This is a genomic window from Streptomyces sp. NPDC091209, assembly GCF_044757755.1.
Taxonomy (GTDB): domain Bacteria; phylum Actinomycetota; class Actinomycetes; order Streptomycetales; family Streptomycetaceae; genus Streptomyces.
Genome location: NZ_JBIVVR010000010.1, coordinates 139,482 through 165,952, shown reverse-complemented (window position 1 = coordinate 165,952; position 26,471 = coordinate 139,482). Strand labels below are relative to the sequence as shown.

23 protein-coding genes, 1 tRNA gene and 1 riboswitch are annotated in these 26,471 nt (G+C 71.9%); of the genes, 19 read left to right on the top strand and 5 right to left on the bottom strand.

Annotation, left to right across the window (positions count from 1 at the left end; translation table 11 throughout):
- The first annotated feature begins 555 nt into the window (after window positions 1–555).
- Window positions 556–713, top strand: a riboswitch (cyclic di-AMP (ydaO/yuaA leader).
- 4 nt (window positions 714–717) lie between these two features.
- From ACIQRL_RS27970 to ACIQRL_RS27960, 3 genes are all read left to right on the top strand, one after another.
- The gene (locus ACIQRL_RS27970) at window positions 718–1,623 is read left to right on the top strand and encodes a LysM peptidoglycan-binding domain-containing M23 family metallopeptidase (RefSeq protein WP_401336734.1); all 906 of its coding nucleotides are present in this window, start codon (window positions 718–720) and stop codon (window positions 1,621–1,623) included.
- Between the two features lie 346 nt (window positions 1,624–1,969).
- Complete coding sequence (locus tag ACIQRL_RS27965) at window positions 1,970–2,755, top strand: SGNH/GDSL hydrolase family protein (RefSeq protein WP_401337033.1); 786 nt, start codon at window positions 1,970–1,972, stop codon at window positions 2,753–2,755.
- A gap of 154 nt (window positions 2,756–2,909) precedes the next feature.
- A complete protein-coding gene (locus ACIQRL_RS27960; protein ID WP_401336733.1) occupies window positions 2,910–3,131 on the top strand; it encodes an SIMPL domain-containing protein in 222 nt (73 codons plus the stop codon).
- Window positions 3,132–3,200: 69 nt separating this feature from the next.
- On the opposite strand, the gene ACIQRL_RS27955 is transcribed toward ACIQRL_RS27960, so the two are convergent.
- From ACIQRL_RS27955 to ACIQRL_RS27940, 4 genes are all read right to left on the bottom strand, one after another.
- Window positions 3,201–3,821: a TetR/AcrR family transcriptional regulator gene (locus tag ACIQRL_RS27955; protein ID WP_401336731.1), complete on the bottom strand. Its 621-nt coding sequence runs from the start codon at window positions 3,819–3,821 to the stop codon at window positions 3,201–3,203.
- Between the two features lie 160 nt (window positions 3,822–3,981).
- Window positions 3,982–4,401 carry a hypothetical protein gene (locus ACIQRL_RS27950; protein ID WP_401336729.1) on the bottom strand — a complete coding sequence of 140 codons (420 nt, stop codon included), beginning with the start codon at window positions 4,399–4,401 and terminating at the stop codon, window positions 3,982–3,984.
- Window positions 4,402–4,635: 234 nt separating this feature from the next.
- Window positions 4,636–5,814, bottom strand: a complete 1,179-nt coding sequence (locus ACIQRL_RS27945) for a Glu/Leu/Phe/Val dehydrogenase dimerization domain-containing protein (protein WP_401336727.1) — start codon at window positions 5,812–5,814, stop codon at window positions 4,636–4,638.
- Entirely contained in the window at window positions 5,811–7,466 is a 1,656-nt protein-coding gene (locus tag ACIQRL_RS27940; RefSeq protein WP_401336726.1) for a thiamine pyrophosphate-binding protein, read from the bottom strand. Before ACIQRL_RS27940 ends, ACIQRL_RS27945 begins: the two co-directional genes overlap by 4 nt.
- A gap of 482 nt (window positions 7,467–7,948) precedes the next feature.
- Here ACIQRL_RS27940 and ACIQRL_RS27935 point away from each other — a divergent pair, with 482 nt between their 5' ends.
- From ACIQRL_RS27935 to ACIQRL_RS27865, 15 genes are all read left to right on the top strand, one after another.
- Window positions 7,949–9,169 carry an MBL fold metallo-hydrolase gene (locus ACIQRL_RS27935; RefSeq protein ID WP_401336725.1) on the top strand — a complete coding sequence of 407 codons (1,221 nt, stop codon included), beginning with the start codon at window positions 7,949–7,951 and terminating at the stop codon, window positions 9,167–9,169.
- Window positions 9,170–9,517: 348 nt separating this feature from the next.
- Entirely contained in the window at window positions 9,518–11,698 is a 2,181-nt protein-coding gene (locus ACIQRL_RS27930; protein WP_401336724.1) for an ATP-binding protein, read from the top strand.
- 62 nt (window positions 11,699–11,760) lie between these two features.
- Window positions 11,761–12,195, top strand: coding sequence for a roadblock/LC7 domain-containing protein (locus tag ACIQRL_RS27925; RefSeq protein ID WP_401336723.1), 435 nt, complete (start codon window positions 11,761–11,763; stop codon window positions 12,193–12,195).
- Window positions 12,192–12,569, top strand: coding sequence for a DUF742 domain-containing protein (locus tag ACIQRL_RS27920; RefSeq protein ID WP_401336722.1), 378 nt, complete (start codon window positions 12,192–12,194; stop codon window positions 12,567–12,569). Before ACIQRL_RS27925 ends, ACIQRL_RS27920 begins: the two co-directional genes overlap by 4 nt.
- Window positions 12,547–13,146 (top strand): GTP-binding protein, encoded by a 600-nt coding sequence (locus ACIQRL_RS27915; protein WP_401336720.1) that lies wholly within the window; start codon window positions 12,547–12,549, stop codon window positions 13,144–13,146. The genes ACIQRL_RS27920 and ACIQRL_RS27915 overlap by 23 nt, the downstream gene beginning before the upstream one ends.
- Window positions 13,143–13,730, top strand: a complete 588-nt coding sequence (locus tag ACIQRL_RS27910; RefSeq protein WP_401336719.1) for a GAF domain-containing protein — start codon at window positions 13,143–13,145, stop codon at window positions 13,728–13,730. Before ACIQRL_RS27915 ends, ACIQRL_RS27910 begins: the two co-directional genes overlap by 4 nt.
- Window positions 13,731–14,065: 335 nt before the next feature.
- The gene (gene tdh / locus ACIQRL_RS27905) at window positions 14,066–15,094 is read left to right on the top strand and encodes an L-threonine 3-dehydrogenase (protein ID WP_401336717.1); all 1,029 of its coding nucleotides are present in this window, start codon (window positions 14,066–14,068) and stop codon (window positions 15,092–15,094) included.
- Between the two features lie 19 nt (window positions 15,095–15,113).
- Entirely contained in the window at window positions 15,114–16,307 is a 1,194-nt protein-coding gene (locus tag ACIQRL_RS27900; RefSeq protein WP_401337032.1) for a glycine C-acetyltransferase, read from the top strand.
- 80 nt (window positions 16,308–16,387) lie between these two features.
- Window positions 16,388–17,293: a LysR family transcriptional regulator gene (locus ACIQRL_RS27895; protein ID WP_401336716.1), complete on the top strand. Its 906-nt coding sequence runs from the start codon at window positions 16,388–16,390 to the stop codon at window positions 17,291–17,293.
- A gap of 38 nt (window positions 17,294–17,331) precedes the next feature.
- Window positions 17,332–17,904 (top strand): helix-turn-helix domain-containing protein, encoded by a 573-nt coding sequence (locus ACIQRL_RS27890; protein ID WP_401336714.1) that lies wholly within the window; start codon window positions 17,332–17,334, stop codon window positions 17,902–17,904.
- Entirely contained in the window at window positions 17,904–18,437 is a 534-nt protein-coding gene (locus tag ACIQRL_RS27885) for a GNAT family N-acetyltransferase (RefSeq protein WP_401337031.1), read from the top strand. The genes ACIQRL_RS27890 and ACIQRL_RS27885 overlap by 1 nt, the downstream gene beginning before the upstream one ends.
- Window positions 18,438–18,610: 173 nt before the next feature.
- Window positions 18,611–18,970 carry an MmcQ/YjbR family DNA-binding protein gene (locus ACIQRL_RS27880; RefSeq protein ID WP_401336712.1) on the top strand — a complete coding sequence of 120 codons (360 nt, stop codon included), beginning with the start codon at window positions 18,611–18,613 and terminating at the stop codon, window positions 18,968–18,970.
- 393 nt (window positions 18,971–19,363) lie between these two features.
- Complete coding sequence (locus tag ACIQRL_RS27875) at window positions 19,364–20,683, top strand: MFS transporter (RefSeq protein WP_401337030.1); 1,320 nt, start codon at window positions 19,364–19,366, stop codon at window positions 20,681–20,683.
- A gap of 166 nt (window positions 20,684–20,849) precedes the next feature.
- A tRNA-Pro gene (locus ACIQRL_RS27870) sits at window positions 20,850–20,923 on the top strand.
- A 319-nt stretch (window positions 20,924–21,242) separates the two neighbouring features.
- Window positions 21,243–23,015 carry an ABC transporter ATP-binding protein gene (locus ACIQRL_RS27865; protein WP_401336710.1) on the top strand — a complete coding sequence of 591 codons (1,773 nt, stop codon included), beginning with the start codon at window positions 21,243–21,245 and terminating at the stop codon, window positions 23,013–23,015.
- 177 nt (window positions 23,016–23,192) lie between these two features.
- Here the strand turns inward: ACIQRL_RS27865 and ACIQRL_RS27860 are convergent, their stop codons facing one another.
- Window positions 23,193–24,926, bottom strand: a complete 1,734-nt coding sequence (locus tag ACIQRL_RS27860) for a GAF domain-containing protein (RefSeq protein ID WP_401336709.1) — start codon at window positions 24,924–24,926, stop codon at window positions 23,193–23,195.
- A 325-nt stretch (window positions 24,927–25,251) separates the two neighbouring features.
- Between ACIQRL_RS27860 and ACIQRL_RS27855 the strand changes: the two genes are divergently transcribed.
- A complete protein-coding gene (locus tag ACIQRL_RS27855; protein ID WP_401336707.1) occupies window positions 25,252–26,439 on the top strand; it encodes a thiolase family protein in 1,188 nt (395 codons plus the stop codon).
- Window positions 26,440–26,471: the final 32 nt, after the last annotated feature.

Below are 26,471 nucleotides of genomic sequence, written 5' to 3'. Positions count from 1 at the left end.
TACGACATGGGTTCCTCAGGCAATGATCTGTCCACAGGCGCCGCCTCCCGGACGAGACCCCCGTGATGATGTTGCTCAACGGGTTCGCCTGTCCGAATGCGTCGAGAGGTCGATCACCTCTTCCTGTCGTGTGGATCCAATGGGGCGAATTGCACCGATTGCAGCACTTTGGCGCGCCGTTTCGCGGGTCCTTTTGCGCGCCGGGCCACACAGGGATCCAGATGTGACGGATATCCGTCCGCGTCGCATCTGGCTGTTCTGTCCGAATTGGCGGCTTCATTCCAACTGGCCCTGGAATAAAGCACCCTGGGACGAGTCGCGTGAGGAGCGTCATATTCGTGACGATGCGTTGCCGTCCTGATTTCTCAACCGCCCCGCATTTCCGGGCGCCTTGAGGGGCCCGAAAGATCGTCATTCCACAGAGGGTGACGGCAATTCCCGCATGGATCAAGAAAGGTGAGCGCCCGGAAAGCGCACACGGTTGTCGACGCGCTCTCGTCTCGCTTACGTTCTGCCTCAATCCGGACGGACGCCCAATCCTGCCGCCGCCCGGAATCCGCACACTCACCCGTACACGGCAGGAGCGGGGGACCCACAGGTTCCGCGCCTGGTCCGGTCTCCGGAACAGGCTAGGGGTACAGCCGCGCAGCAGCGTGGCCGGGCATCTCCAGCCCGCACCCGACAGCTCACCCCGCAGGCGCCGGAGAGGAAATCGTCATGCCCGCGAAGGGTAAGCACCGCCGTCCCAAGTCCCTCCGTTTCAGCCGCTCGATCGCCGCGGCCGGAACCGGTGGCGCCGCACTCGCGCTGCCCCTGATGGGAGCCACGGGAGCCCACGCCGCGACCCCGGCCACCGCCGTCGCGCAGCACGTCGAGAAGGCCGCGACCGCCGCGCCCGCCGCCGCGAGGACCACCACGACGAAGACGTACGCGGTGAGGTCCGGCGACTACCTCTCGAAGATCGCCGACGAGCACAACGTCACCGGCGGCTGGAAGAAGATCTACTCCGACAACCGCTCGGCCATCGGCAGCGACCCGTCGCTGATCCACCCCGGTCTGAAGCTGTCGCTCGGCAAGAAGGCGGCCTTCGCCGGCGCCGGCCACGCGGCCACTCACGCGGCGACCCGCACGGCGGCCTCGGCCCCCAAGACCGACCAGGCGACCCCGGCCACCGACACCGCGGCCTCCAACACCGCCTCCGCCGAGAACAGTTCCGGCTACACCCTGCCGGTCGACGGCGGCAGCGTCGGCACCGGCTACAAGGTGGCGGGCAGCATGTGGTCCAGCGGCTACCACACGGGCGTGGACTTCGTGGTCCCGACCGGCACCACGATCAAGTCCATCGCCGCGGGCACCGTCGTCTCCGCGGGCTGGGGCGGCGCCTACGGCAACCAGGTCGTCATCCTGCACGCCGACGGCAAGTACTCCCAGTACGCCCACATGTCGTCCCTGTCCGTCTCGGCGGGGCAGACCGTGACCCCGGGACAGCAGATCGGCCTCTCCGGCGCGACCGGCAACGTCACCGGACCGCACCTGCACTTCGAGATCCGCACCACGCCCGACTACGGCTCCGACGTCGACCCGGTCGCGTACCTGCGCTCGCACGGTGTCGCCGTCGGCTGACGCCCGACCCCCTGCTCCTGACGGCAGGACCGACACCGAAGGCCGGACCCCACGATCCCCGGGGTCCGGCCTTCGGTGTCCCCTTTACGGGCCACGTGACCCGGAAGTCGGCTGAAACCCGTCGAGCGAAGCACCCGACCACCATGGAGCGATTCCCGTGATTCCCCCGCCCGTGGGTGATCGCTGCTTCAACGTCCTTGATATGAGCCTTATTCCAGAGTTGACCAACGCTTGGCGAGTGGCTTATCTCACCGCCCGTCAACCCTTCCCTACGGTCGCGTAGCTCACATCGAAAGGTGAATCATGGGTCGATGTGGCAGACGATTCGAAGAGTGACGACAGATCAGTGATCGGGTCGTACGTGGCGGTGGGGGACAGCTTCACCGAAGGCGTCGGCGACCCTGGGCCCGACGGGGCGTTCGTCGGCTGGGCCGACCGGTTCGCGGTACTTCTCGCCGACCGGCGACCCGAAGGCGATTTCAATTACACCAATCTCGCCGTGCGCGGCAAACTGCTCGACCAGATCGTCGAGTCCCAGCTCCTGAAGGCCAAGGAGCTCGGCCCCGACCTGGTCTCGTTCTGCGCGGGCGGCAACGACATCATCCGCCCGGGCACCGACCCCGACGAGGTCGCGGAGCGCTTCGAGCGCGCGATCGCCGACCTCACCTCCGCCGTCGGCACCGTCATGGTGACCACCGGCTTCGACACCCGTGGCGTCCCCGTGCTCAAGCATCTGCGCGGCAAGATCGCCACCTACAACGGACATGTGCGGGCCATCGCGGACCGCTACGGCTGTCCCGTCCTCGACCTCTGGTCCCTCAAGACGATCCAGGACCGCCGTGCCTGGGACGGCGACCGGCTGCACCTCTCGCCCGAGGGCCATACCCGGGTGGCGCTCCGTGCTGGACAGGTACTCGGCCTCGACGTACCCGCCGACCCGGACCAGCCCTGGCCGCCCCTCCCGCCGCGCGGCACCCTCGAGATGCGCCGCGACAACATCCAGTGGGCCCGCGAATATCTCGTCCCCTGGATCGGACGGCGGTTGCGCGGGGAGTCCTCGGGCGATCACGTGGCGGCCAAGGGGGCCCTGTCACCGGACGACATCAAGATGCGCATCGAGTCGGTGGCCTGAGACGGGACCACCCGGTGGCGGAACCACGGACAGCACGGGGCCCGGCCGGGCCGAGCAGCCGGGCCCCGCGCCGGCGTCCGGGGCGGGCCGGCGTCGACCGGTGAGATGACAGCGCGGGAGTGGCGCGGGGCGGGGCCCGGCCGACGGTGCTGGGATGGCCGCGTACCGGGACGCGCACACCAAGGCAATCCAGTACGCCCGGCTCGGCGGTCACCGTCCGCGCCGGCTGGTCTCCCTCACGGAGGGCGGCAGCGGGGCGTCCCGCCCGGTACCCCTCGCCGCGACGGCCTTCGGCCAGGGCGGATCAGGGGTACCGGTCGCTCCCGGCGAGATCCGGGACACGATCGTCCTCACGGTCGCCTACGACATGGACTGAGGCGGCGCGGAGCGCACCGCGAAAGGGGCCGAGGCGGCGCGCAGCGGGCCCACCGGGCCGGCCCGCGTGTCAGCGCACCGCCGCCATCAACGCCTCGCGCTCCAGGCCGAGTTCACGGGCGAGGGCCTCGTCCGCCCACTCCTGGGTCCGTGCCCGTGACACGGCTCCCGAGTACGCCGTCATCTGGACGGCCAGTCCGTCCAGCAGCGCCGTGAGCCTGAGGGCGGCACTCGTGGGATCCGCGCAGTGGAACTCGCCCGCGGCCACGCCCTCCGCGATCACCTCGGTCATCGCGGCCTTCCACCGGCGGTCGAGATCGCGGGTGACCTCGCGCAGCGCGGGTTCACGCAGGGCGACCGCCCAGCCCTCGATCCACAGGCGCCAGCCCTTCGCCTGCCCCGTCGGGGCGTACCAGCGCACGGCGGTCCGCAGGCGTCGCAGTGCCGTCGTCCGGCGGCCGAGCAGCTTGCGCAGATGGGCGAGGTCGTCCTCCGCCGCGTAGGTGAACGCGGCGGCGACCAGCTTCTCCTTCGTCGAGAAGTGGTACAGCACCAGCGCGTTGCTCACACCGAGGGACGAGGCCACGTCGGCGATCCGTACCGCCGCCACGCCCCGTGCCTCGATCTGTTCGACGGCGGCCCGCAGCAACTCCTCACGCCGCTCCGCCACGCTCAACCGCACTCTCGCCACGCGGCAACCCTACACAGCCCTTTCGTCAGGGGCCCGGCAGGAGTTGACGCCTTCCTCGGCGGCTCCCTCGGGGCCCGGCCCCGCGCGCCCCGGCGAGAGGCGCTCCGGCCGACCTCGGCCGCCGTCCGTCGTGGCCTTCGTGAAGGCCGTCGCCGTCGTCTCAGTCGACGAACTGATAGTCGGCCTTGATGCGGCCGTCCTCGTCCAGGACGAGGAATTCCAGTCCGCCACCCGTGACCCGTCCGTCCCCGGTGTGGAAGGACTCCCAGCGGAACGTGATCACGTCGTTCAGCCGGCGGGCGGACTCCCGGATCCGGAAGACGTACGTCCCGGGAGCCACGAACTCCTCGTGGGCACGCGTCACGCGCGCGTGCAGCTCGTCGTGGCCCCGTGCCTCCAGGACGGCGGTCCCGAAGCCGAGGGACACGGCCCTGTCGTGCATCTCCCCCGGGGGACGCAGGAGATGCACACCGTCCTCGGCCCAGAGCTCGTGCACGGTCTTGCGGCGGAACTCCGGGTCGGGTTCGTTCCAGACGCCGATGTAGCGCTCGATCAGGTCCTGCGGGTCGATGGCGGACATGACGCTCCTCGTGCGGGTCGGTGCGCGTTCGCGCGCGATCGCTCTGACGACACCGACTCTGCTGCGGCCCGCTCCACGTCTCAATTCCCACCAGGGAATCGCCGACCTCGGCGCGTCCGCATGGCGCGCCCGCATCGCGGGGCCGCACCGCGGGGCCGCACCGCGGGCCGGGCGGCGGGGCCGCCGCCCGGTCCGAGGAGTTCGGGTTGGCGGGCGGTCAGTGGCTTCGCGTCCTCACCGGTACCAGCCGAACCGCTCCGCGATGACCGGCAGTCGGTCGGTGACGATCGCGTGGGCGGCGGCGCGCGGCGTCGTGCCGTCGGCCTCCGCGCGCGCGAGCGTGCGGTCGATCAGGGCGCGCATGGAACGCCGGGTGTGGGCGAACGCCTCGTCCGCGTCGGCGCCGATGTCGCCGAACAGGGTCCACCACCACCAGGCGTTCGTGCCGGAGTTGACCACGACGTCCGGCAGCACGGTGACCCCGCGCGCGGCGAGCAGCAGTTCCGCGTCCGCGAGGACGGGCATGTTGGCCGCCTCGACGATCCAACGGGCCCTGATCCCTTGCTGGTTCGCCGAGTCGATCGCGTACGAGACGGCGGCGGGCACCAGCACCTCGACGTCGGCGGACAGCCAGGCGTCACCGGGGAGTTCACGGTCGGTGCGGCGCAGTACCGCGCGGTCGACCGTCCCGTACGCGTCCCGTGCCGCGAGCAGCGCCTCCACGTCGAGGCCGTCCGGGTTCGCGATGGTTCCCTTGACGTCGGCGACGGCCACGATGCTGAGCCCCGCGCGCGCGAGGAAGCGCGCCGTGGCCCCGCCCATGGTGCCGAGTCCCTGTACGGCGACGCGCGTTCCCGCGTACCGAACCCCGGCCCGGTCCAGGGCGGCGAGCACGGACTCGGCGACGCCGCAGCCGCCGACCAGCTCGTCGAGGCCGATGCCGTCCACCTCGACCGAGAAGGCGTCCGCGAGCCGCTTCCGGGCCGCCGTCTCGTCGTCGAGCAGCGGGTACACGGCCTGGATGGACGAGACGAGCCCGGCCTCCTCGGCGGCCCGGTCCACCAGGTCCTGGCTGAGCCCGAGATCCTCCCCGGTGGTCCAGAAGGCCTCGATGTAGGGGCGCATGGCGCGCAGATAGCGCACCAGCAGGCCGTACGCGGCCGGGTCCTGGGGGTCGCAGTCGATACCGCCCTTGGCGCCGCCCAGCGGGATGTAGCGGCCCTCGGGGTTGTAGTGCAGGGCCTCTTTCATGGTCATGCCACGGGCCAGCCCGGTGACCTCCTCCAGTGTGCAGCCGGGCCGCATCCGCAGTCCGCCGCTGGAGACACCGCGCACGAGCCGGTCGACGACGAGGTAGCCCGGACGGCCGGTGACATGGTCCGTCCAGGTGAGCGTCATCAGGGGGGCGGTCATCGGGTCTCCTCGGGGATGGCGATCAGGGTGGGGCCGGGGGTGCGCAGTGCCACGGTGAGCGCGGCGGTCAGCTCGTCGGGGCTGTACGCGCGCGTGCCCTGTCCTCCGTAGGCGCGGGCCAGGGCGGGCAGGTCCACCGGTGCGAGGTCGACGGCCGTGGGGGTGTCGCCCCGGGCGGCCATCTCGTCGCGGATCTCCCCGTAGCCGCCGTTGTCGAACACCACGACGGGCAGCGGGAGGCCCAGTTGTGCCGCGGTCGCCAGTTCCTGCACCGTGAACTGGAGGCCGCCGTCCCCGCTGAGCGCCACCACCTGGCGGTCGGGGAACGCCGTCCTGGCGCCGATCGCCGCGGGCAGCGCGTAGCCGAGCGTGCCGAAGCCGGTCGGGTGAAGATAGCGGCCCTCGGGCCCCAGCGGGAGATGGGGGAGCGCTCCGTAGTAGCAGCACTGGGCGCTGTCCGAGGTGATCACCGCGTCGTCGGCGAGGACGGAACGGAGGGCCCGCAGATACGGGATCCAGCGGGCGTCGCGCCCGACGGTCTCGGCGTTCCGCGCGGCCCGCAAGGCTCCGGTCCGCCGGACGGGGTCCTCGTCAGGCACGCGCGCGTGGAAGGGGTCCTCGTCGGGCACGCGCGCGTGACGGCGTACACCGCCCGGCGGAGCGACGGCGGCGAGCAGGGCCGTCAGGGAGAGTCGCGCGTCGCCGACGACGGCGATGTCCGCGGGGAGGCCCGCGTACATCTGGTCCGGGTCCAGGTCCACGCGGATCAGGGTGCCGTTCAGGGCGGGCGGGGCGGACCACAGATCGGACTCGGCGAGTTCGGTGCCGACGGCGAGAACGGCGTCGCGTTCCGTGAGCCACTTCTGGACCGAGGGGCTGTGGAGCGACACGCCGAGGGACAGCGGGTGGGTCTCGGGGACGATCCCCTTGCCGTTGGCCGTGGTGAGCACGGGAGCGCCCAGTTCCTCGGCGAGCGCGAGGGCGATGCCGGGGAGGGCCGCGCCGCGCGCTCCGCCGCCGAGCACGAACGCCGGACGGCGCGCCCCGCGCAGGGCTTCGGCGGCCCGCTCCACGGCCGCCGGGGCGGGGGCGAGGGGGACGACAGGAGGGGTGAGGCGGACGGGACCGGTCTCCTCGGCGGCCTCCAGCAGATCGAGGGGGATCTCGATGTGCGCGGGGCGCGGCCGACGGGTGCGGAACAGCGTGAAGGCGCGCGCCACCGCCGCGTCGATCTCCGCCACCGAGGACACGCGATGGCTGAACGCGGCCACGCCCCGCAGGGCCTCCGTCTGACTGCGCGCTTCGTGCAGCAGACCGGTGGCGAGCCGCGGGTGACGCAACGGCATCCCGGGGGAGACGACGAGCAGCGGCACGCTGTCCGAGTACGCCTGGCCGACGGCGGCCGCCGCGTTCAGCAGGGCGGGTCCGGTCGTCGTGATCACGACACCCGGGCGCTGGGTCACGCGCGCGTAGCCGTCGGCGGCGTATCCGGCGCCCTGCTCGTGGCGCGTCAGGACGTGCCGGATGCCGTACGCGGACAGGTGGCGGTAGATCTCCAGGTTGTGCGTGCCGGGGATACCGAAGGCCCGGGTCACGGCGTGGCCGCACAGGGCGCGGACTAGGGCCTCGCCCCCGGTGAGCGTCTCGCCCATCACAGGCTCCGCGCGACGACGTGCCGCGGGACGCCCGGGGCGCCCTCGGTCCTCGCCGGTTCGGCGGGCAGGTCGGACACGGGGTCTCCAGGGGTGGACGGGCCGGCGCGGCCCTGGGGCCACCGGGACGATGACCGGTTTACTGAATCACGAGTCAGTATCGGAAGCGGCCCCGGGTCATGTCAACGTACTGAATCGATCGTCGGGCGAGGCGCCACGGCCCCGCCCGGTGAACCCGTGCCGTACCCGGACCGAGTCGTACGGGACGAGACCGAGCCGTACGGTGCCGGGTCACCGGCGGTCGCCCGCGGGCGACCGCCGGTGACCAGAACGTTTCCCCCGGGCGGAAGAAGTGCGGGCACGCCGGGGTTGAGCACATACGGACCCAGTGTCACGGACACCGCTTTGTGACCGGGGCGACCCGGCGCTGTCAGAGGCGACGACCATAATGAAAGCCTGACCGACTCCATCTGGAGGTATCCGTGACCGGTTTCCGTACCTTGAGCTCCGGGCTCCGCGCGCTGCGGCCCGCCGCCTTCGGCGCGGATCCGGACGGTGCGCGCATGCGGCGCATCCGCAATTCGCCGAACTTCGCGGACGGTGTCTTCCAGAACCCGGAGACCGCCCGCACCCGCCCCGACGGCTCGATGCTGGAGTTCGCGAAGGTCTACTTCCGCAGCGAGGAGCGTGCCCACCGCTCCCCGACCGGGACGGTGCCGGTGCACGCGACGACCCTCGCGGACCTGGCCAGGCCCGCCGCGACCGGCCTGCGGCTCACCTGGATGGGGCACTCCAGCGTCCTCGCCGAGATCGACGGCCACCGCGTGCTGTTCGACCCGGTCTGGGGCGAGCGCTGTTCTCCGTTCGCCTTCGCCGGTCCCAAGCGGCTCCACCCGGTCCCCCTGCCGCTGGCCGCGCTCGGCCCGGTCGACGTCGTGGTGATCTCGCACGACCACTACGACCACCTCGACATGCCCACGATCAAGGCGCTGGCCGGCACGGACACGGTGTTCGCGGTGCCGCTCGGCGTCGGAGCGCATCTGGAGTACTGGGGCGTCTCGGCGGACCGGATCCGCGAGCTGGACTGGCAGGAGTCGACCAAGGTCGGCGGGATCACGCTGACGGCGACACCGGCGCGCCATTTCTGCGGCCGCGGCCTGCGCAACACCCAGCACACCCTCTGGGCCTCCTGGGTCGCCGAGGGCGATACCCACCGGATCTATCACAGCGGCGACACCGGCTACTTCCAGGGCTTCAAGGACATCGGCGCCGCCCACGGCCCGTTCGACGCCACGATGATCCAGATCGGCGCGTACAGCGACTTCTGGCCCGACATCCACATGACGCCCCAGGAGGGCATGCGCTCCCATCTCGACCTCCAGGGCGGGGAGCCCTCCGGAGTGATGCTGCCGATCCACTGGGGGACGTTCAATCTCTCCACCCACGCCTGGTCCGACCCCGGCGAGGGCACGCTGGCCGCCGCCCGCGCGGTCGGTGCGCGCGTGGCGCTGCCCCGGCCCGGCGAGCCCTTCGAGCCCACGGCCGAGACCGTCCCCTCCGAGCCGTGGTGGCGTGGCGTGGCCCGTACGCCGAAGGAGGGCTGGCCGGTCGTCGAGGAGCGCGTCGCCGCCGACACTCCGGGTGACGTCGCCGACGGCTCGGCGGAGGGCACCGGAGAGCCCGAAACGGTGCCCGCGGGCTGATCGACCGATCTGCGGCGAGGGCCGAGGAGCGAAACGCTCCTCGGCCCTCGCCTTTTGCTTGTGACCGCTTCTGACCAGCCCTGATCGGGTCCGGGGTGCGACGCGAACATGCGTCCGAGATGGTTATCGGTCAGCCGTACGAAGCCTCATACCAGAGCGGGACGCTACCTGGGGGAGTTTGTCAACAGCCCACCGCACATGATGCGTTGGCGACTACTGTCAGTTGCCGACGGGCGACGCAGGGCCGATTTTTTCGGCTCTCCCGACCGGCACCGCGATGGCACACGCCCGAGTCGCGCAGACCCGCGGGAGCTCCGTGCCCCCGACGCATCCAGTACGAGGACGCCGATGTCTCACCTTCGCGCACCGGCCGCACGCGCAGACCGCCGTGAGGGCGGGCGGCACGGACGACCGGCCGCCCGTGCCACCTCTCCGCTGCCCGAGACGCACCTGCGGCCCCAGCTCCTGCGCCTCGCGGTCCTGCCGCCGACCGCGGTGGCCCTCAGCGCGTGCGCCGCCGTCCTGTTCACCGTCCGCTCCACCGGCGCCCGGCCCGGCCCGATCCTGTGGGCCGTCCTCGCCGGAGCGGTCGGCGTGGCCCTGGCCGGCATCCTGATCGCCGCCGTGGCCGCCGATCGCGCCGCCACGTCCGTACGGGAACGCGTAGGAGCCCTGCGCCGCGCCAGCGCCCGCGCCGAGACCGATCTGCGCGCCGTCGTCGAGGGGCTGCGCCGCGGCGAGGACCCGCCCGCGCGCAGGACCCGCCGCCGTCCTCCGGAGGACGCCGACGACTTCGAACTCCTCGCCGCCGACATCTCCCGCGCCCACGACGGTGCCGTCGTGGCCGTCGTGCAGGCCTCGCAGCTCTCCAGCCACGCGGGCAGCGAGCAGAAGGTCGAGGTGTTCGTCAATCTGGCCCGGCGCCTGCAGTCCCTGGTGCACCGCGAGATCTCCATCCTCGACGAGCTGGAGAACGAGATCGAGGACCCGGACCTCCTCAAGGGACTCTTCCACGTCGACCATCTGGCCACCCGCATCAGACGCCACGCCGAGAACCTGGCCGTCCTCGGCGGCGCCGTCTCGCGCCGGCAGTGGAGCAACCCCGTCTCCATGACCGAGGTGCTGCGCTCCGCGATCGCCGAGGTCGAGCAGTACTCGCGGGTCAAGCTGGTGCCCCCGATCGAGGGCACCCTGCGCGGCCACGCGGTCGCCGACGTCATCCACCTGCTCGCCGAACTCGTCGAGAACGCCACGGTGTTCTCCGCCCCGCACACCCAAGTGCTGCTGCGCGTCAACCTCGTCACCTCGGGACTGGCCATCGAGGTGGAGGACCGCGGGCTCGGCATGCAGACGGCCGAACAGGCCAAGATGAACGCCCTGCTCGCCGACCCCGACCAGGTCAACGTCGCCGGCCTCCTCCAGGACGGCCGCATCGGCCTGTTCGTGGTCTCGCAGCTCGCCCGCCGGCACGGCATCCACGTACGGCTCCAGGGCAACATCTACGGCGGCGTCCAGGCCGTACTCGTGCTCCCGCAGGGTCTGTTGGGCCCGACGCCGGGCGCCGTCGAACACGCGGGCGTGACGCAGGCACCGCCGCACGGGACGAACGGTGGGCAGCACCGCCCGGCCATCGGAGCCGGGCCCGCACAGTCGGAACCGGTACGGGTCCCGGTCCTTCCCGGTGGCCACCCGGTGGCCCCCGTACCCCGCCAGTCGCCCCGGCAGCCCGCGCGCGAGCCGGCACGGGCGGAGCAGGCACGGGCGGAGCAGGCACGCCCGCGTGTCGCACCGGTCGCGGGGCGCGGCGGTTCCGCACCGCTGCCCGTGCGCGGTGCCCGCGCGGAGCGGCCCAATCCGGCCGAGGCCGTACCCGGCATCCGCCCCGAGGACCGGCTCGCCGCCGCCGAGAGCGCGGGCATGCCGCCCACACCGCGCGCCGGCGTCGGGCGCGGCACCATGGGCAAGCCCCATCTGCCCCGGCGGCGCGCCCAGGAGCACATCGTCCCCCAACTGCGCGAGGGCCCCGCTCCCCGCCGGGACAACGAGTATCTCGTCGGGCACGACCCGGGGCTCATGGCGGCGTTCCAGCGCGGGATCGGGCTCGCGGAGGCCGCCGACGCGGATTGGGCGGGCCGGGAACGGCCGGAGCCCTCCCGGGGAGCGCCCACGGCCGCGGAGGGCGCCCCGGCGTCGTTCCCGGACGGGGCGCGCCTGGAAGCACGGCGCGGGGACGGCGCGATCCCGGTCCAAGGGGACCGGGACGGCGCGGTCCAGGCCCGAGGAGACCGGGACGGCGCGGTCCAGGCCCGAGGAGACCGGGACGGCGCGGTCCAGGCCCGAGGAGAGCTGTCCAGGAGCACCCCCGCAGACGGCGGCGACCCCCTGGACGTACCCCGGAAGGACGGCACGCCGACGGGCGGCCCGGACGAGGCCGGTACGGCGCACGCACCGGCGCCGCCCGGGACCCGCGACACCGCGTCCGGACACGAGCGCACCGGCCGGCACGACGGGAGCGCACCGGCCGGATGAGCACCCCCACACCCACCCCCACCGCTCCCGCGGACCTTCGTACCTCAAGGAGTCGATCCCCCATGGCGAGCGATGCGCCGACCGGCCACGTATCCGACCTCGACTGGCTGATGAGCGGCCTCGTCCAGCGTGTTCCGCACACCACGAGCGCGGTGCTGCTCACCTGCGACGGGCTCGTGAAGTCGGTCCACGGCCTCGACCCGGACAGCGCCGACCACATGGCGGCGCTGGCCTCCGGCCTCTACTCCCTCGGACGCAGCGCGGGTGTGCGCTTCGGGGACGGCGGTGAAGTGCGCCAGGTCGTGGTCGAGCTCGACTCGACCCTGCTCTTCGTCTCCACCGCCGGCTCCGGCACCTGTCTCGCCGTGCTCGCGGGCCGCGAGGCCGACGCGGCCGTGCTCGGCTACGAGATGGCGATGCTGGTCAAGAGCGTCCGGCCCTATCTGGTCACCGCACCCCGGCAACACGCCGTCGCACCCACGGCGATGAGGTCTTGAGCGCGGCCGCGGCCGGCGACGGGCCCTGGCTCGACGACGCGGCGGGACGCCTGGTGCGCCCCTACACCGTCAGCAACGGCCGGACCAGGCCGACGACCGCGCTCGACCTCCTCTCCCAGGTCATGGCCACCGGAGCCACACCCCTCGGCTGCCTCGGCCCCGAGCACAGCCAGGCGCTCGAACGCTGCCGGGCACCCGTCTCGGTCGCCGAGGTCGCCGCCCATCTGAAGCTGCCGGCGGCGGTCACCAAGGTGCTGCTGTCCGACCTCGTCGACTGCGGGGCGCTCACCACGAAGCCCCCGGAGTTCCACCACAACCCCACTGACCGGTCACTTCTGGAGGCGGTGCTCGATGGATTACGACGACAGCTCTGACCCCTTCCCCACCGCACTGAAGATCTTGGTGGCGGGAGGGTTCGGGGTCGGCAAGACGACGTTCGTCGGCGCGGTGAGCGAGATCGCGCCGCTCAGTACGGAGGAGTTGCTCACCACGGTCAGCGCCGCGACCGACCGGCTCGACGGCATCGAGAACAAGGTCGAGACGACCGTCGCGATGGACTTCGGCCGCATAACCCTGGATCCGGAACACGTGCTCTATCTGTTCGGCACACCTGGGCAGGAGCGGTTCTGGTTCATGTGGGACGAGCTCTCCGAGGGCGCGCTCGGCGCGGTGATCCTCGCGGACACGCGACGCCTGGAGGACTGCTTCGCGGCCGTCGACTTCTTCGAGCAGCGCGGTCTCGCGTTCATCGTCGCGGTCAACGAGTTCGACGGCTCGTACCGCTACGACCCGGCCGAGGTGCGCGCGGCCATCGACCTCGACCCCGAGATCCCCGTCGTGTGCTGCGACGCCCGGATCTCCAGCTCCGGGGTGCAGACCCTGCTCGCCCTGGTCCGTCACCTCCTGGCCCACGCGCCGGTCCACTCCCCGAGCCACGGAGCCCGTACATGACCTACGACCCGCCGCGGCCGGCCGGTCGTCTGCTGCTCACACCGGAGGACAGGGACGCTCCCGCCCGGGTGCGGCGGCTGCGCGGGCTGGGTCTCGGGAAGCGCTCCGAGCCCGCCTTCGACGCCTTCGCGGACCGCCTCGCGGGGGTCGCCGCGGCGCCGTACGCGATGGTCAACTTCATCGACGAGGAGCAGCAGTTCTTCGCGGGTCTGCACACCCCGGACGGCGGTGCCAAGGGCACCGATCTCGCGTCGGCCGCGGACGGGAGCGAGCTCGAACTGAGCCGCTACATGGCCCGGGACCACGGCTTCTGCCCTCATGTGGTGGTGCGCCGCAAGGCCCTCGTCCTGGAGGACGTCTGCGACTACCCGCGTTTCGCAGGGAATCCGGTCGTCGACGAGTTCGGCGTCCGCTCCTATCTCGGCGCCCCGCTGATCGACCGCAGCGGCATCGCCCTCGGCACGATCTGTGTCGTGGACGTCGAACCGCGCCCGTGGGGAAGGGCGGGACTGGAGACCATCAAGGCGATGGCGGCCGAACTGGTCGAGCGACTCGAACGGCGGGAGGGAGTCCACGGGATCTGACGCCGTGCCGGGACACGGGAGTCCGGCTTCGCCGCCTCGCCCGGACCCCGCTCGACGCAGGTGATGAGCCCCCATGGAGGGGGGCCTCGCATGTCCACGTGGTCACCTCCGCTGCCGCGGTCCCCCTTTTGGACCACTCCGGCGGCACGGCCTCCGACCCCGGGCAGGGCTAGGGAGAACGGGGGCGTGAAGGAAAGCTGGGGCCGCGCTTAAGAAATCCTCGATGGACCCGGGGCGCGGTCGTACGGCAGATTCCTGGGTGAATTCACCCTCTCCCCGGTGCGGGCCTCCTTCGGCGTGCCCTTTCCCGGGATCTCACGCACAGGAGCCGTCGAGTGAAGGCGCTGGTCAAGGAGAAGGCGGAGCCCGGACTCTGGCTCACGGACGTACCGGAGCCGCAGGCCGGCCCCGGTGACGTACTGATCAAGGTGCTCAGGACCGGGATCTGCGGCACCGACCTGCACATCCGCAACTGGGACGGCTGGGCGCAGCAGGCCATCACCACGCCCCTCGTGCTCGGCCACGAGTTCGTCGGCGAGGTCGTCGAGATCGGCCGCGACGTCGCCGACATCAACGTCGGCGACCGGGTCAGCGGCGAGGGCCACCTGGTCTGCGGCAAGTGCCGCAACTGTCTCGCCGGGCGGCGCCACCTCTGCCGTGCCACGGTCGGCCTCGGCGTGGGCCGCGACGGCGCGTTCGCCGAGTACGTCGTGCTGCCCGCCCAGAACGTGTGGGTGCACCGAGTCCCGGTCGACCTCGATGTCGCCGCGATCTTCGACCCGTTCGGCAACGCCGTGCACACCGCGCTGTCCTTCCCGCTGGTCGGCGAGGACGTCCTGATCACCGGCGCGGGCCCGATCGGCCTGATGGCCGCCGCGGTGGCACGCCACGCGGGCGCCCGCAACGTCGTCATCACCGACGTCAGCGAGGAGCGACTGGAACTGGCCCGGAAGATCGGCGTCAGCCTCGCCCTCAACGTCGCGGGCTCCACGATCGCCGACGGGCAGCGCACGCTCGGTCTGCGCGAGGGCTTCGACATCGGCCTGGAGATGTCCGGCCGCCCCGAGGCCATGCGCGAGATGATCGCCAACATGACCCACGGCGGCCGGATCGCGATGCTGGGCCTGCCGTCCGCGGAGTTCCCGGTCGACTGGTCCCGGATCGTCACCTCCATGATCACGATCAAGGGCATCTACGGCCGCGAGATGTTCGAGACCTGGTACGCGATGTCGGTCCTCCTGGAGAGCGGCCTCGACCTCTCGCCCGTGATCACCGGCCGATACGGCTTCCGGGACTACGAGGAAGCGTTCGACGCCGCGGCCGGCGGCCGCGGCGGCAAGGTCATTCTCGACTGGACCCTCTGAGGACTCTAAGGAACTGATGATGTTCGACTCCGTGCGTGACGACCTCCGCACCACCCTCGAAGAGATCCGCGCCGCCGGGCTGCACAAGCCCGAGCGGGTCATCGGCACCCCGCAGTCCGCGACCGTGAGCGTCACCTCGGGCGGCCGCCCCGGTGAGGTCCTCAACTTCTGTGCGAACAACTACCTCGGTCTGGCCGACCACCCCGAGGTCGTCGCCGCCGCCCACGCGGCGCTCGACCGCTGGGGCTACGGCATGGCCTCCGTGCGCTTCATCTGCGGTACGCAGGAGGTGCACAAGGAGCTGGAGGCGCGGCTGTCCTCGTTCCTCGGCCAGGAGGACACGATCCTCTACTCCTCGTGCTTCGACGCCAACGGCGGCGTCTTCGAGACCCTCCTCGGTGCCGAGGACGCGGTCATCTCCGACGCCCTCAACCACGCCTCGATCATCGACGGCATCCGGCTCTCCAAGGCGCGCCGCTTCCGGTACGCCAACCGTGACATGGCCGACCTGGAGGCCCAGCTCAAGGAGGCCTCCGACGCGCGCCGCCGCCTGATCGTCACGGACGGCGTCTTCTCGATGGACGGCTATGTCGCTCCGCTGAAGGAGATCTGCGACCTCGCCGACCGCTACGACGCGATGGTCATGGTCGACGACTCGCACGCGGTGGGCTTCGTCGGCCCCGGCGGCCGGGGCACCCCCGAGCTGCACGGGGTCATGGACCGTGTCGACATCATCACCGGCACGCTCGGCAAGGCCCTCGGCGGCGCCTCCGGCGGTTATGTCGCGGCCCGCGCGGAGATCGTCGCCCTGCTGCGCCAGCGGTCCCGCCCGTACCTCTTCTCGAACACGCTGGCGCCGGTGATCGCCGCGGCCTCGCTGAAGGTCCTCGACCTGCTGGAGTCCGCCGACGACCTGCGGGTCCGGCTCGCGGAGAACACCGCGCTGTTCCGCTCCCGGATGACCGCGGAGGGCTTCGACATCCTCCCCGGCGACCACGCGATCGCCCCCGTGATGATCGGTGACGCGTCCGTCGCCGGCCGCATGGCGGAGCTGCTCCTGGAGCGTGGCGTGTACGTGATCGGCTTCTCGTACCCGGTCGTCCCGCAGGACAAGGCCCGTATCCGCGTACAGCTGTCCGCGGGACACTCCACCGAGGACGTGAACCGGGCCGTGGACGCCTTCGTGGCGGCGCGGGCGGAACTCGACGCCTGACGGCGGACGCGCCCCCGCGCCGGGGGCGCACAACCGGTCCGATGGCCGGAAAAGGCGCGTGACCTGAGAGAATCGGTCACATGATCGAAGCGCGGCGGCTCCACATCCTTCGTGCGGTGGCCGACCACCGCACGGTGACGGCGGCGGCCGCCGCGCTCTATCTCACGCCTTCGGCGGTCTCGCAGCAGCTGACCGCCCTGGAGCAGGAGACGGGCCACCGGCTCGTCGAGCGCGGCGCCAAGGGCGTGCGGCTGACGCCCGCGGGCGAGATCCTGCTCGGCCACACCAACGCCGTCCTCGCTCAACTGGAGCGCGCCGAGGCCGAGTTGGCCGCGTACAGCTCGGGCTCCGCCGGTACGGTCACCGTGGCCTCCTTCGCGACCGGCATCGGCCTGGTCGTGGCCCCGGCCCTGGCCCGCCTCGCCGTCACCGCGCCCGGCATTCTGCTCCGCGTCCAGGACGCCGAGGGCGACGCCAGCCTGCCGATGGTGCTCGACCGGCAGGTCGACATCGCGGTGGCCGTCGAGTACCGGGGCGCCCCGGACGCGGACGATCCGCGGCTGACGCATGTCCCGCTCTACGCCGAGCCCTTCGACGCGGTCGTCCCCGTCACCCACCGGCTGGCCGATGCCGAGGAGGTGCCGCTCGCGGAGCTGGCCAAGGACTCGTGGATCGGCCCGTACCCGGGCAACCCCTGCCATGACGTGGTCGTCCTGGCCTGCGAGAACGCCGGATTCCAGCCGCGCCTCGAACACTCCTCGGACGACTTCCGCGCGGTCGTCGCCCTCGCCTCCGCCGACGCGGGTGTCGCCCTGGTGCCGCGCTCGGCCCTGCGCGGCATGGAACTGACGGGTGTGGTCGTCCGCCCCGTCGACGGCACCGCGCCCACCCGCCGCGTCTTCGCCGCCGTACGCCGTGGCGCGGAGGGCCATCCACTGATCCGGCCCGTCCTGGAAGCCCTGACGCAGGCGGCGACGGTCGACTGACCGTCACCGCTTCCCGTATTTGGGATAACATCCCGGATATGGGAAGCGATGACGGTGCCGCGGTCGATGCCCGGCTCGGCGCACGACTGGCCGGGCTGAGGGCCGAACGAGGCTGGACCCTGGGGGAGTTGGCGGAGCGCAGCGGGATCAGCAGGTCGACCCTCTCCCGCGCCGAGCGCGCCGAGATCAGCCCCACGGCCTCCCTCCTGAACCGTCTGTGCCATGTGTACGGGCGGACCATGTCACACCTGCTCAGCGAGGTGGAGGGGGAACCCGCGCTGCTGGTCCGCGCCGCGGATCAGGCGGTCTGGACGGACAAGGCCTCCGGATTCGTCCGGCGATCGGTGTCGCCGCCGTACGCGGGCCTGCGGGGTGAACTGGTCGAGGGGCGGCTCGTGGCCGGCGCCGACATCGCGTACGACAGACCTCCCGTACCCGGGCTGGAGCAGCACATCTGGGTCCTCGACGGCACGCTCGACGTGACCGCGCACGACATCGAACACCGCCTCGACGCCGGGGACTGCCTCCGGCTGCGGGTGTGGGGTCCGACGCGTTTCCGCTGCCCCGGCCCCGAGGATGTGCGGTACGCGCTGGCGGTGGTACTGCCGTGATCACCGTCACGCGCCTCGCGGCGGCCGAACTCCACGATGTGCTCGACAAGTTGACGGACCTGCTCACCGACACCGTGCACGGCGGCGCCTCGATCGGATTCCTCGCGCCGCTCGACCGCGCGACGGCCGTCGACTGGTGGCGCGAGCGCGCGGCCGCGGTCTCGGCCGGGCACCTCGCGGTCTGGGTCGCCCACGACGACGACCGGCTGCTCGGCACCGTCGCCCTGGCCTTCCCGGACAAGCCCAACAGCCGCCACCGCGCCGAACTCGTCAAACTGATGGTCCACCGGGACGGCCGCGGGCGGGGCCTCGGCCGTACGCTCCTGGCGACCGCGGAGACGGAGGCGGCCGCCGCGGGAATCACCCTCCTGCACCTGGACACCGAAACCGGCAGTCCCGCCGAGCACCTCTACCTCTCGGCGGGCTGGACCCGGCTCGGCGCGATACCCGACTACGCGCTGACGCCATCGGGCGAACCGCATCCGACGACGATCTTCTACAAGCGGCTGGGAGCGCCCGCCGACGGCGCGTGACAGGGCTCGGCACCGGTGGGGGTGGCGGCCCGGCGAGGTCGCGGGGCCGCGCCGCACCCCGTCCGATCACCGTCGGCCCAGCACGCGCCACCGCCGATGTCGTGCGTCGATGTCGGGCGATGACCTCGTGCTGCGCCGCGTCGATGTCAGTGCCGTTGGCTACCGTGCGTCTCATGCCGGATGCCGAAGACGTACGCCGTATCGCCCTCTCCCTGCCGGACACCACGGAGAAGATCGCCTGGAGCATGCCCACCTTCCGGGTGGCGGGAAAGATGTTCGCCACGCTGCCCGAGGCGGAGACCTCCATCGCGGTGCGCTGCCCGAAGGAGGAGCGCGACGAACTCGTCCTGGCCGAGCCGGGGAAGTTCTGGATCGCCGACCACGAGGCCGGTTTCGCCTGGGTCCGGGCCCGGCTCGCCGCCCTGGCGGACGACGACGAACTCCGCGACATCCTGGCCGACTCGTGGCGTCAGGCGGCCCCGCCCCGACTGATCGACGCCCACCCCGAGTTGGGGCTCCCGTCCGCCGACTGAAACGGCCCCTGCGCGCTCGGTACCCCGTGGCATGATCCGCGCAGAAGTGATCGGGACGGGCGGCTTCGTGGGGGGAGCCGTGGGTCAGGGGAGGGGCGTGAGCGGGATGACCATGACGTCATCGGGCGAGGAGCCACTGCACGAGGAGCCGCCGGATCGCGCGGCGGACGACGGCTCGGCCGCGGGGGGTGGCGCGGCGGTCGGCGGTTCTGCGGGAGGCCGCGTGCAGGACGACGGCCCGGCAGCACGGGACGGCTCAGCGGACGACGGCTCGGCCGGGCTTGCTGGGCACGAGGTGGCCCGGCAAGGGGCCGCTCGGCGGGGAGCGCCTCGGCGGGAGGCGGTATGAGGAGACGTGGCCCGGGGCGGTGGTGGGGCGGTGCGTCCGGGGTGATGGGTTCGGGTGGCGGGCGCCCCGGTGTCCTCGTCGAGCGGCCGCCCCGGCCCGTCTGGTCGCGCGACTTCGCCCTGTTCTTCGTCGCGCGTTCCCTCGCCCGGCTCGGCGACACCATGCTGCCGGTGGCCCTCGCCGCGGGACTGCTGGAGTACGGCTACGGGGTGGGCGCCGTCGGCCTCGCCATGGCCGCTTCGGCCGCTCCCTTCGCCGCACTGGTGATCTTCGGCGGAGTGATCGCCGACCGGTTCAGCACCCGCAAACTGATGATCGGCGCCGACCTCGTGCGACTGGTGGCCCAGTCGATCGCCGCCGCCCTCTTCTTCGCCGGCCATGTGGTCCTCTGGCAGATCTGCGTGATCGGCGCGGTCAACGGCGTGGCCGGCGCGGTCTTCCAGCCCGGCGTCGCCAGCACCGTGCCACGCCTCGCCACCGACATCCAGGGAGCCAACGGCGCGATCCGGATCGCCGAGTCCGCCGCCCAGCTCGCCGGGCCCGCCCTGGCGGGTCTGCTGGTCGCGTTCGCCTCCGCCGGAGGGGTCTTCGTGGCCCACGCCGGCACCTTCGCGCTGAGCGCCGTGTGCCTGCTGCTGCTCCGCCTGCCCCCGGCCGCCCCCGGAAGCCGGGCGCAGAGCGACAGCTTCAAGGCCGATCTCGCCGAGGGATGGCGGGAGTTCAGATCCCGCACCTGGCTGTGGGGCGTCATCGTGATCTGGTGCGTCTACATGATCTCCACCTGGGGCCCGACCGTTCCCCTGGTGGCGACCGAGGTGGTGCAGCAGCACGGAGCCCGCGCCTACGGGCTGATCAACTCCGCCCTCGGCGCCGGCACGGTCGTCGGCGGGCTCGTCGCACTGCGACTGCGCCCGCGCCGCATGCTGCGTACCGGTTCCCTCGCCCTGTTCGCCTTCGCCTGCTTTCCCGCGTCCGTCGGCGCGGGACTCGGCGTGGCCGCCATGTCGGCGGGAGCGGTGATCGCAGGCGCGGGCATGTCGCTCTGGGGTGTGATGTGGGCGACCAGTGTGCAGACGCAGGTGGCACCCGACGTCCTCAACCGCATCCACGCCTACGACGTCGCGGGCTCCCTCGCGATGCTGCCCGTCGGCCAGGCGCTCGCGGGGCCCGCCGCCGCGGCCCTCGGCGCCGACAACGTCCTGCTCATAGCCGGCGTCATGACACTCGTCGTCTGCACGGCCCTGCTCTCGGTGCCCGCGATACGCAACCTGGAGCGCGTCGACGGCCCCGTGCCCCGGCCGCGGACCACCACGACCGGCGCACCGCTCGAACCGGCGCGACGGGACAGCAGCCGAGCCGGGTGAAGCGGGAACCGGTCGTCTTCCGGACCGCTCCTCCGCCCGGACCCGGGCGGCGGGACCCGGGCGGACGGCGACCGGTACGGCGAAAACGGGTGCGCGACCACCGTCGTGAGTGCGGTATTGTTTCCGTGCACGTCCAGCCAGGGGAAACCCCAGGTCAGACGGGCATCGGGACGTGGCGCAGCTTGGTAGCGCACTTGACTGGGGGTCAAGGGGTCGCAGGTTCAAATCCTGTCGTCCCGACTTTTTGAGTCGTGGTTCGGAGGCCGTTTCCTCAACACTGAGGAAACGGCCTCCGTCGTACCCGGTCACCGTCGTCCGCGGTGGTCCGCCACTCCCTCCGGCCGAGGTCGTACCGCTGTCCGGGACGGCCCGATGGCCGAGAAAAACGCTTGGACCGTGTGGCCGCCGTCACGGGACACTGACAGTCCTGGCCTGCCCCTATGCGTACATCCATCGGCGTCTTCGTGAACCGCGCGAGGCGTGGCGGGCAGCCGTACGACGACACAGGGTTGGGATGGCATCTCCTGAAGCGCGCAAGGCCTTACCCCGCAGGGGCTCGGTGCTCCTCGCACTTCGTTACTACGGAAGGGAGCTGCGCAGACTCCGACGGCTGACGGTGCCCGCGATGCTGATGCCGGCGCTGGGCAACATCGGCATCAGCTACATCGCGCCCCTCATCGTCGCGAAGCTCGTCGGCCGTATCGCGGGCGACGGCGGCGGTGTCTCCGTCGGCGCCGCGCTGCCCTACGTCCTCGCCTTCGGCGGCGTCCTGCTGCTCGCGGAGGCCTTCTGGCGCCTCGGTCTGCACTGCCTGAACCGCCTCGACGCCCTCGGTATCGAGCAGTTGTACGTGATCGGCATGGACGAACTGTTCGCCAAGGACGCCTCGTTCTTCCACGACAACTTCGCCGGTTCGCTGACCAAGCGGGTGCTGAGCTTCGCCTCCCGTTTCGAGGAATTCGTCGACACGATGACGTTCCAGGTCGTGGGCAGCCTCGTACCGCTCCTGTTCGGGTCGGTGGTGCTGTGGCGCTACGAACCGCTGCTCGTCGTCGGACTCCTCGTCATGATCGCCGTGACGGGGGTGTGCGTGGTGCCGCTCATCCGGCGCCGCCAGGCACTCGTCGACCAGCGCGAGGAGGCGATCGCCCTGGTCTCGGGCCATGTCGCCGACAGCCTGATGAACATGGACACCGTCCGGGCCTTCGCCGCGGAGGAGCGCGAGGCGGCCGAGCACCGCTCCCGCGTCGCGGTGTCGCGGCGGCTCACCCTGCGGTCCTGGGACTACGGCAACCTGCGCATCGACACGTTCGTCGCGCCGATGTCCGTCCTGACCAACGCGCTCGGCCTGCTGCTCGCGATCACGCTCGGCGGCGGCGGGCACGGCGTGGAGGCGGTCGTGGTCGCCTTCACGTACTACGCCAACGCGACCCGGATCATGTTCGAGTTCAACCAGATCTACCGGCGCCTGGAAAGCTCGATGACGGAGGCCGCCCAGTTCACCGAACTGCTGATGTCGCCGCCGACCGTGCTCGACCCGGTCGCTCCGGAGCCCCTGCGGTCCCGCGCCGCCGACGTCCGCTTCGAAGGGGTGACCTTCACCCACGGCGGGGCGAAGCCGCTGTTCACCGGGCTCGAACTGGTCGTACCGAGCGGTTCCAGGATCGGACTGGTCGGCCGGTCCGGCGGAGGCAAGACCACGCTCACCCGGCTGCTGCTGCGGATGACGGACATCGACGGCGGCCGCATCCTGATCGGCGGCCAGGACATCAGCAAGCTGCGCCAGGCCGACCTGCGCAGCCTGATCGCCTACGTCCCGCAGGACCCGGCGATGTTCCACCGCACCCTGCGGGACAACATCGCCTTCGCCCGGCCGGACGCCACCGAGGCGGAGATCCGCCGCGCGGCCGAGGCGGCGCACGTCACGGAGTTCGCCGACGCGCTGCCGGACGGTTTCGCCACCATGGTCGGAGAGCGTGGCATCAAGCTCTCCGGCGGCCAGCGCCAGCGGGTCGCGCTCGCCCGCGCGATCCTGCGCGACGCGCCGATCCTGCTGCTCGACGAGGCGACCAGCGCCCTCGATTCCGAGAGCGAGATCCTTGTCCAGCAGGCGCTGTGGCGGCTCATGGAGAAGCGCACGGCGCTCGTGGTGGCACACCGGCTCAGCACGGTCGCCACCATGGACCGGCTCGTCGTCCTGGACCGCGGGAAGATCGTCGAACAGGGCACGCACCAGGAACTGCTGGCGTCGGACGGCGCCTACGCGAAGCTGTGGCGCCACCAGTCGGGCGGCTTCATCGACGACAGCCCCGCCCCGGCCGACCAGCACTGAACGCGAGCCCGGAACCTGACCCGGGCCGTGCGCGGGTCAGGGCCCGGCGCGACCGCGTGACGGCGCGGCGGCGGGTACCGAAGCGGCTCGGGCCGGGGGCCGGCAGCGGAGGCCGCGGTCGGTCGGGCCGTCGTCGGTCAGGCCGGGCCGTCGTCGGTCAGGCCGGGTCGTCGTCGGTCAGGCCGGGTCGTCGTGGTGCAGCGGTACCGTCCACTCCAGGACGGTGCCGCTCGGCTCACCGGCCGTCAGGGCGCAGGTTCCGCCGAGGTGTTCGGCGCGGGTGCCGATGTTGCCGAGACCACTGCGGCGGGTGACGTCGGGGCCCATGCCACGGCCGTTGTCCGCCACCCGCAGCCGCAGCGTGGTGGCGGTGGCCTCGGCCGTGACCTCCACGGCGGTGGCGTGGGCGTGCCGGGCCGCGTTGGACAGGGCCTCGCGCAGGACCGCGACCACGTGTTCCCGCTGCTCGTCGGACACGTCGGTGTCCAGCAGGCCGCTCATGCGCAGGGAGGGGGAGAAGCCGAGGGTCTCGGCCGCGCGGCCCACCTCGGTGACGAGCCGGGCGCGCAGACCCGTGGATCCCGCCCGGTCGCTCTCCCGCAGGGCGTAGATCGTGGAGCGTACGACCTTGATCGTGTCGTCGAGGTCGTCCACCACCCGCTGGACGCGTTCGGCCACCTCGGGCCGGTCCGAGAGACGGTTGAGCACCGACTGCAGGCTCAGTCCGCTGGCGAAGAGCCGCTGGATGGCCAGGTCGTGCAGGTCGCGCGCGATGCGGTCACGGTCGTTGAGCACGAGCAACTGCTCGGCGTCGCGGCGGTGTTCGGCGATCTCCAGGGCCAGCGCGGCATGACCGGCGAACCCGGCGATCATGTCGATGGTGGCGTCCGGGAACACGGTGCCACCCTGCCGGTTCGCGACCTGGAGAACGCCGCGCACCCGTTCCTGGGTGCCGAGCGGGATCACGAACGCCGGACCGAGCTCCAGCACCGACGCGCTGCCCGTCCCGGTGCGCGGGTCCTCGCTGAGCGATGGACTGACGATCCGCTCACCGGAGGTGAACACCTTGGCCGCCAGACTCGTCCCGTCGGGCAGGGCCAGCCCCCGCACCTGGTCGGCGTCGCGTCCTTCGGCGGACTCGATGACCAGGTCCGTGGTGCCGGTCACCGGCACCGCCAGGGTCACCAGATCCGCGTCGGACAGCTCCCGGACCGTCGCGGTGAACGTGTGCAGGACCTCGACCGGATCGGCCCCCGACAGCAGGGTGCGGGTCAGGTCGCTGCTCGCGGACAGCCAGCGCTCGCGGCGGCGGGCGTCGTCGTAGAGCCGGGCGTTGTCGATGGCCACACCGGCCGCCGCGCCGAGTGTGCGCAGCACCGCCTCGTCCTCGGCGTCGAACTCGGCTCCGCCGTGTTTCTCCGTGAGGTACAGATTCCCGAAGATCTTGCCGCGGACCTGCACGGGGGTGCCGAGGAACGTCGTCATCGGGGGGTGACCGGGCGGGAATCCGACGGAGTCCGGATGGTCGCTCAGGACGGGGAGCCGCAGCGCGTGCGGCTCGCGGATGAGCAGGCCGAGGATGCCTTCTCCGCGGGGGTAGTTCCCGATGCGGGCGATGGTCTCCTCGTCGATCCCCACCGTGATGAACTGCTTGATGCCGCCCTCGTCGCCGAGGACGCCCAAGGCTCCGTAGCGGCAGTCGACGAGCTGCACGGCGGACTCCACGATCTGCCGCAGAACGACGTCCAGGTCCAGGTCGCTGCCGATCGCGAGAACGGCTTCGAGGAGGGTGTGCACCCGGTTCTGGGTGCCGCGCACACGCTGCACCTGGTCCTGCAGGTCCTCCAGCAGGGCGTCCAGCCGGAACTGCGGTGCTGTCGGCTCCTCCGGAAGGTGTGCGCTCCGGTCCATTCGTGTACCCCTCATTCGCCGCCCGACGAAGCCATGATGCCCGACCGGCCGCGCCCGTGGTCGAGCATGTGTACGGAAGGCGGCGGACGGCTTCGTCGATCTTCGCCCGCGGGTGAACCGGTGCGAACACGAGGGTGGGGTGTGCGGCGCCGTGCGGGCTGGGGTATCCGGGACGGAGGGGCTGATACCGGTCGCGGGAGGGATCTTCCCAAGGGCCCGTAGTGGGGTTATAGTCCAAAACTAGCAGTGCTAATTAATGTGGTGCTGATCACTGTCCGGTGTCCGTCTCCGGTAACCGCTTCCGGTGTCCGTCAGGAGTCCTGTCGTGCGTCCCGTCCACTTCGCGGCCGCCCGCCGCACGCCCATCGGCAAGCTGCGCGGGGCCCTGTCCTCCGTGCGGCCCGACGACCTCGCCGCGAGCGTCATCCGCGCCCTGGTCGCCGAGGTGCCCACGCTCGACCCCGCCCGTATCGACGACGTCTACTGGGGCGCCGCCAACCAGGCCGGCGAGGACAACCGCAATGTAGCCCGGATGGCCGCGCTGCTCGCCGGACTGCCCGACAGCGTGCCCGGCGCCACCGTCAACCGGCTCTGCGCCTCCGGCCTCGAAGCCGTCACGACGGCGGCCCGCGCCATCGCCTCCGGCGAGGCGGACATCGTGCTCGCCGGCGGCTCGGAGTCGATGAGCCGGGCCCCGTTCGTCCTGCCCCGCCCGGACGAGGCGCTGCCGCACCGCATCGAGACCGTCGACACCCGGCTCGGCTGGCGGCTGGTCAACCCGGCGATGAAGGACCTGCACGGCGTCCTGTCGATGGGGGAGACCGCGGAGGAGGTCGCCGAGCGGTACGGCGTCTCGCGCGAGCGGCAGGACGCGTTCGCGCTCCGCAGCCACCAGCGCGCCGCGGACGCCCGCAAGAACGGGTGCTTCGACGCCGAACTGCTCCCCGTGGAGCGTCCCGACGGCGTGATCGTCGACAGCGACGAATGCGTACGGGAGGACACCTCGCTCGACAAGTTGGCCCGCCTCAAGCCCGTGTTCCGGGCCGGCGGTACGGTCACCGCGGGCAACGCCTCGCCGATGAACGACGGCGCCGCCGGTCTCCTGCTGGTCAGCGAGGAAGCCCTGAACGAACTCGGTCTCGAATCGCTCGGACGCTATGCCGCGGGGGCCTCGGCCGGCGTCGATCCCGATGTCATGGGCATCGGCCCCGTGCCCGCCACCCACAAGGCGCTCGCACGTGTCGGCTGGACCGTCGCGGACATCCAGGAGGCCGAGTTCAACGAGGCGTTCGCCGCGCAGGCCCTCGCCTGCGTGGACCGCCTCGGCATCGACCCCGACCTCGTCAACCCGACCGGCGGCGCCATCGCGCTGGGCCACCCGCTCGGCGCCTCGGGCGCCCGCATCCTCACCACGCTGCTGCACCGGATGCGCCGTACGGGCGCCGAGCGCGGGCTGGCCACCATGTGCGTCGGCGTCGGGCAGGGCAGCGCGGTCCTGGTCGAGCGCCACTGACGCCCCGACCGGAACCGCCCGCCCGGTACACC

Excerpts from the sequence above, each read along its gene's own strand:
- ACIQRL_RS27895 (WP_401336716.1), top strand. The coding sequence starts at position 16,388 with ATGATCGAAGCGCGGCGGCTCCACATCCTTCGTGCGGTGGCCGACCAC.
- ACIQRL_RS27910 (WP_401336719.1), top strand. The coding sequence starts at position 13,143 with ATGACCTACGACCCGCCGCGGCCGGCCGGTCGTCTGCTGCTCACACCG.
- ACIQRL_RS27880 (WP_401336712.1), top strand. The coding sequence starts at position 18,611 with ATGCCGGATGCCGAAGACGTACGCCGTATCGCCCTCTCCCTGCCGGAC.
- ACIQRL_RS27925 (WP_401336723.1), top strand. The coding sequence starts at position 11,761 with ATGGCGAGCGATGCGCCGACCGGCCACGTATCCGACCTCGACTGGCTG.
- ACIQRL_RS27930 (WP_401336724.1), top strand. The coding sequence starts at position 9,518 with ATGTCTCACCTTCGCGCACCGGCCGCACGCGCAGACCGCCGTGAGGGC.
- ACIQRL_RS27945 (WP_401336727.1), bottom strand. The coding sequence starts at position 5,814 with ATGACCGCCCCCCTGATGACGCTCACCTGGACGGACCATGTCACCGGC.
- ACIQRL_RS27900 (WP_401337032.1), top strand. The coding sequence starts at position 15,114 with ATGTTCGACTCCGTGCGTGACGACCTCCGCACCACCCTCGAAGAGATC.
- ACIQRL_RS27970 (WP_401336734.1), top strand. The coding sequence starts at position 718 with ATGCCCGCGAAGGGTAAGCACCGCCGTCCCAAGTCCCTCCGTTTCAGC.
- ACIQRL_RS27875 (WP_401337030.1), top strand. The coding sequence starts at position 19,364 with ATGGGTTCGGGTGGCGGGCGCCCCGGTGTCCTCGTCGAGCGGCCGCCC.
- ACIQRL_RS27860 (WP_401336709.1), bottom strand. The coding sequence starts at position 24,926 with ATGGACCGGAGCGCACACCTTCCGGAGGAGCCGACAGCACCGCAGTTC.
- ACIQRL_RS27890 (WP_401336714.1), top strand. The coding sequence starts at position 17,332 with ATGGGAAGCGATGACGGTGCCGCGGTCGATGCCCGGCTCGGCGCACGA.
- ACIQRL_RS27960 (WP_401336733.1), top strand. The coding sequence starts at position 2,910 with ATGGCCGCGTACCGGGACGCGCACACCAAGGCAATCCAGTACGCCCGG.
- ACIQRL_RS27915 (WP_401336720.1), top strand. The coding sequence starts at position 12,547 with ATGGATTACGACGACAGCTCTGACCCCTTCCCCACCGCACTGAAGATC.
- ACIQRL_RS27950 (WP_401336729.1), bottom strand. The coding sequence starts at position 4,401 with ATGTCCGCCATCGACCCGCAGGACCTGATCGAGCGCTACATCGGCGTC.
- ACIQRL_RS27940 (WP_401336726.1), bottom strand. The coding sequence starts at position 7,466 with ATGGGCGAGACGCTCACCGGGGGCGAGGCCCTAGTCCGCGCCCTGTGC.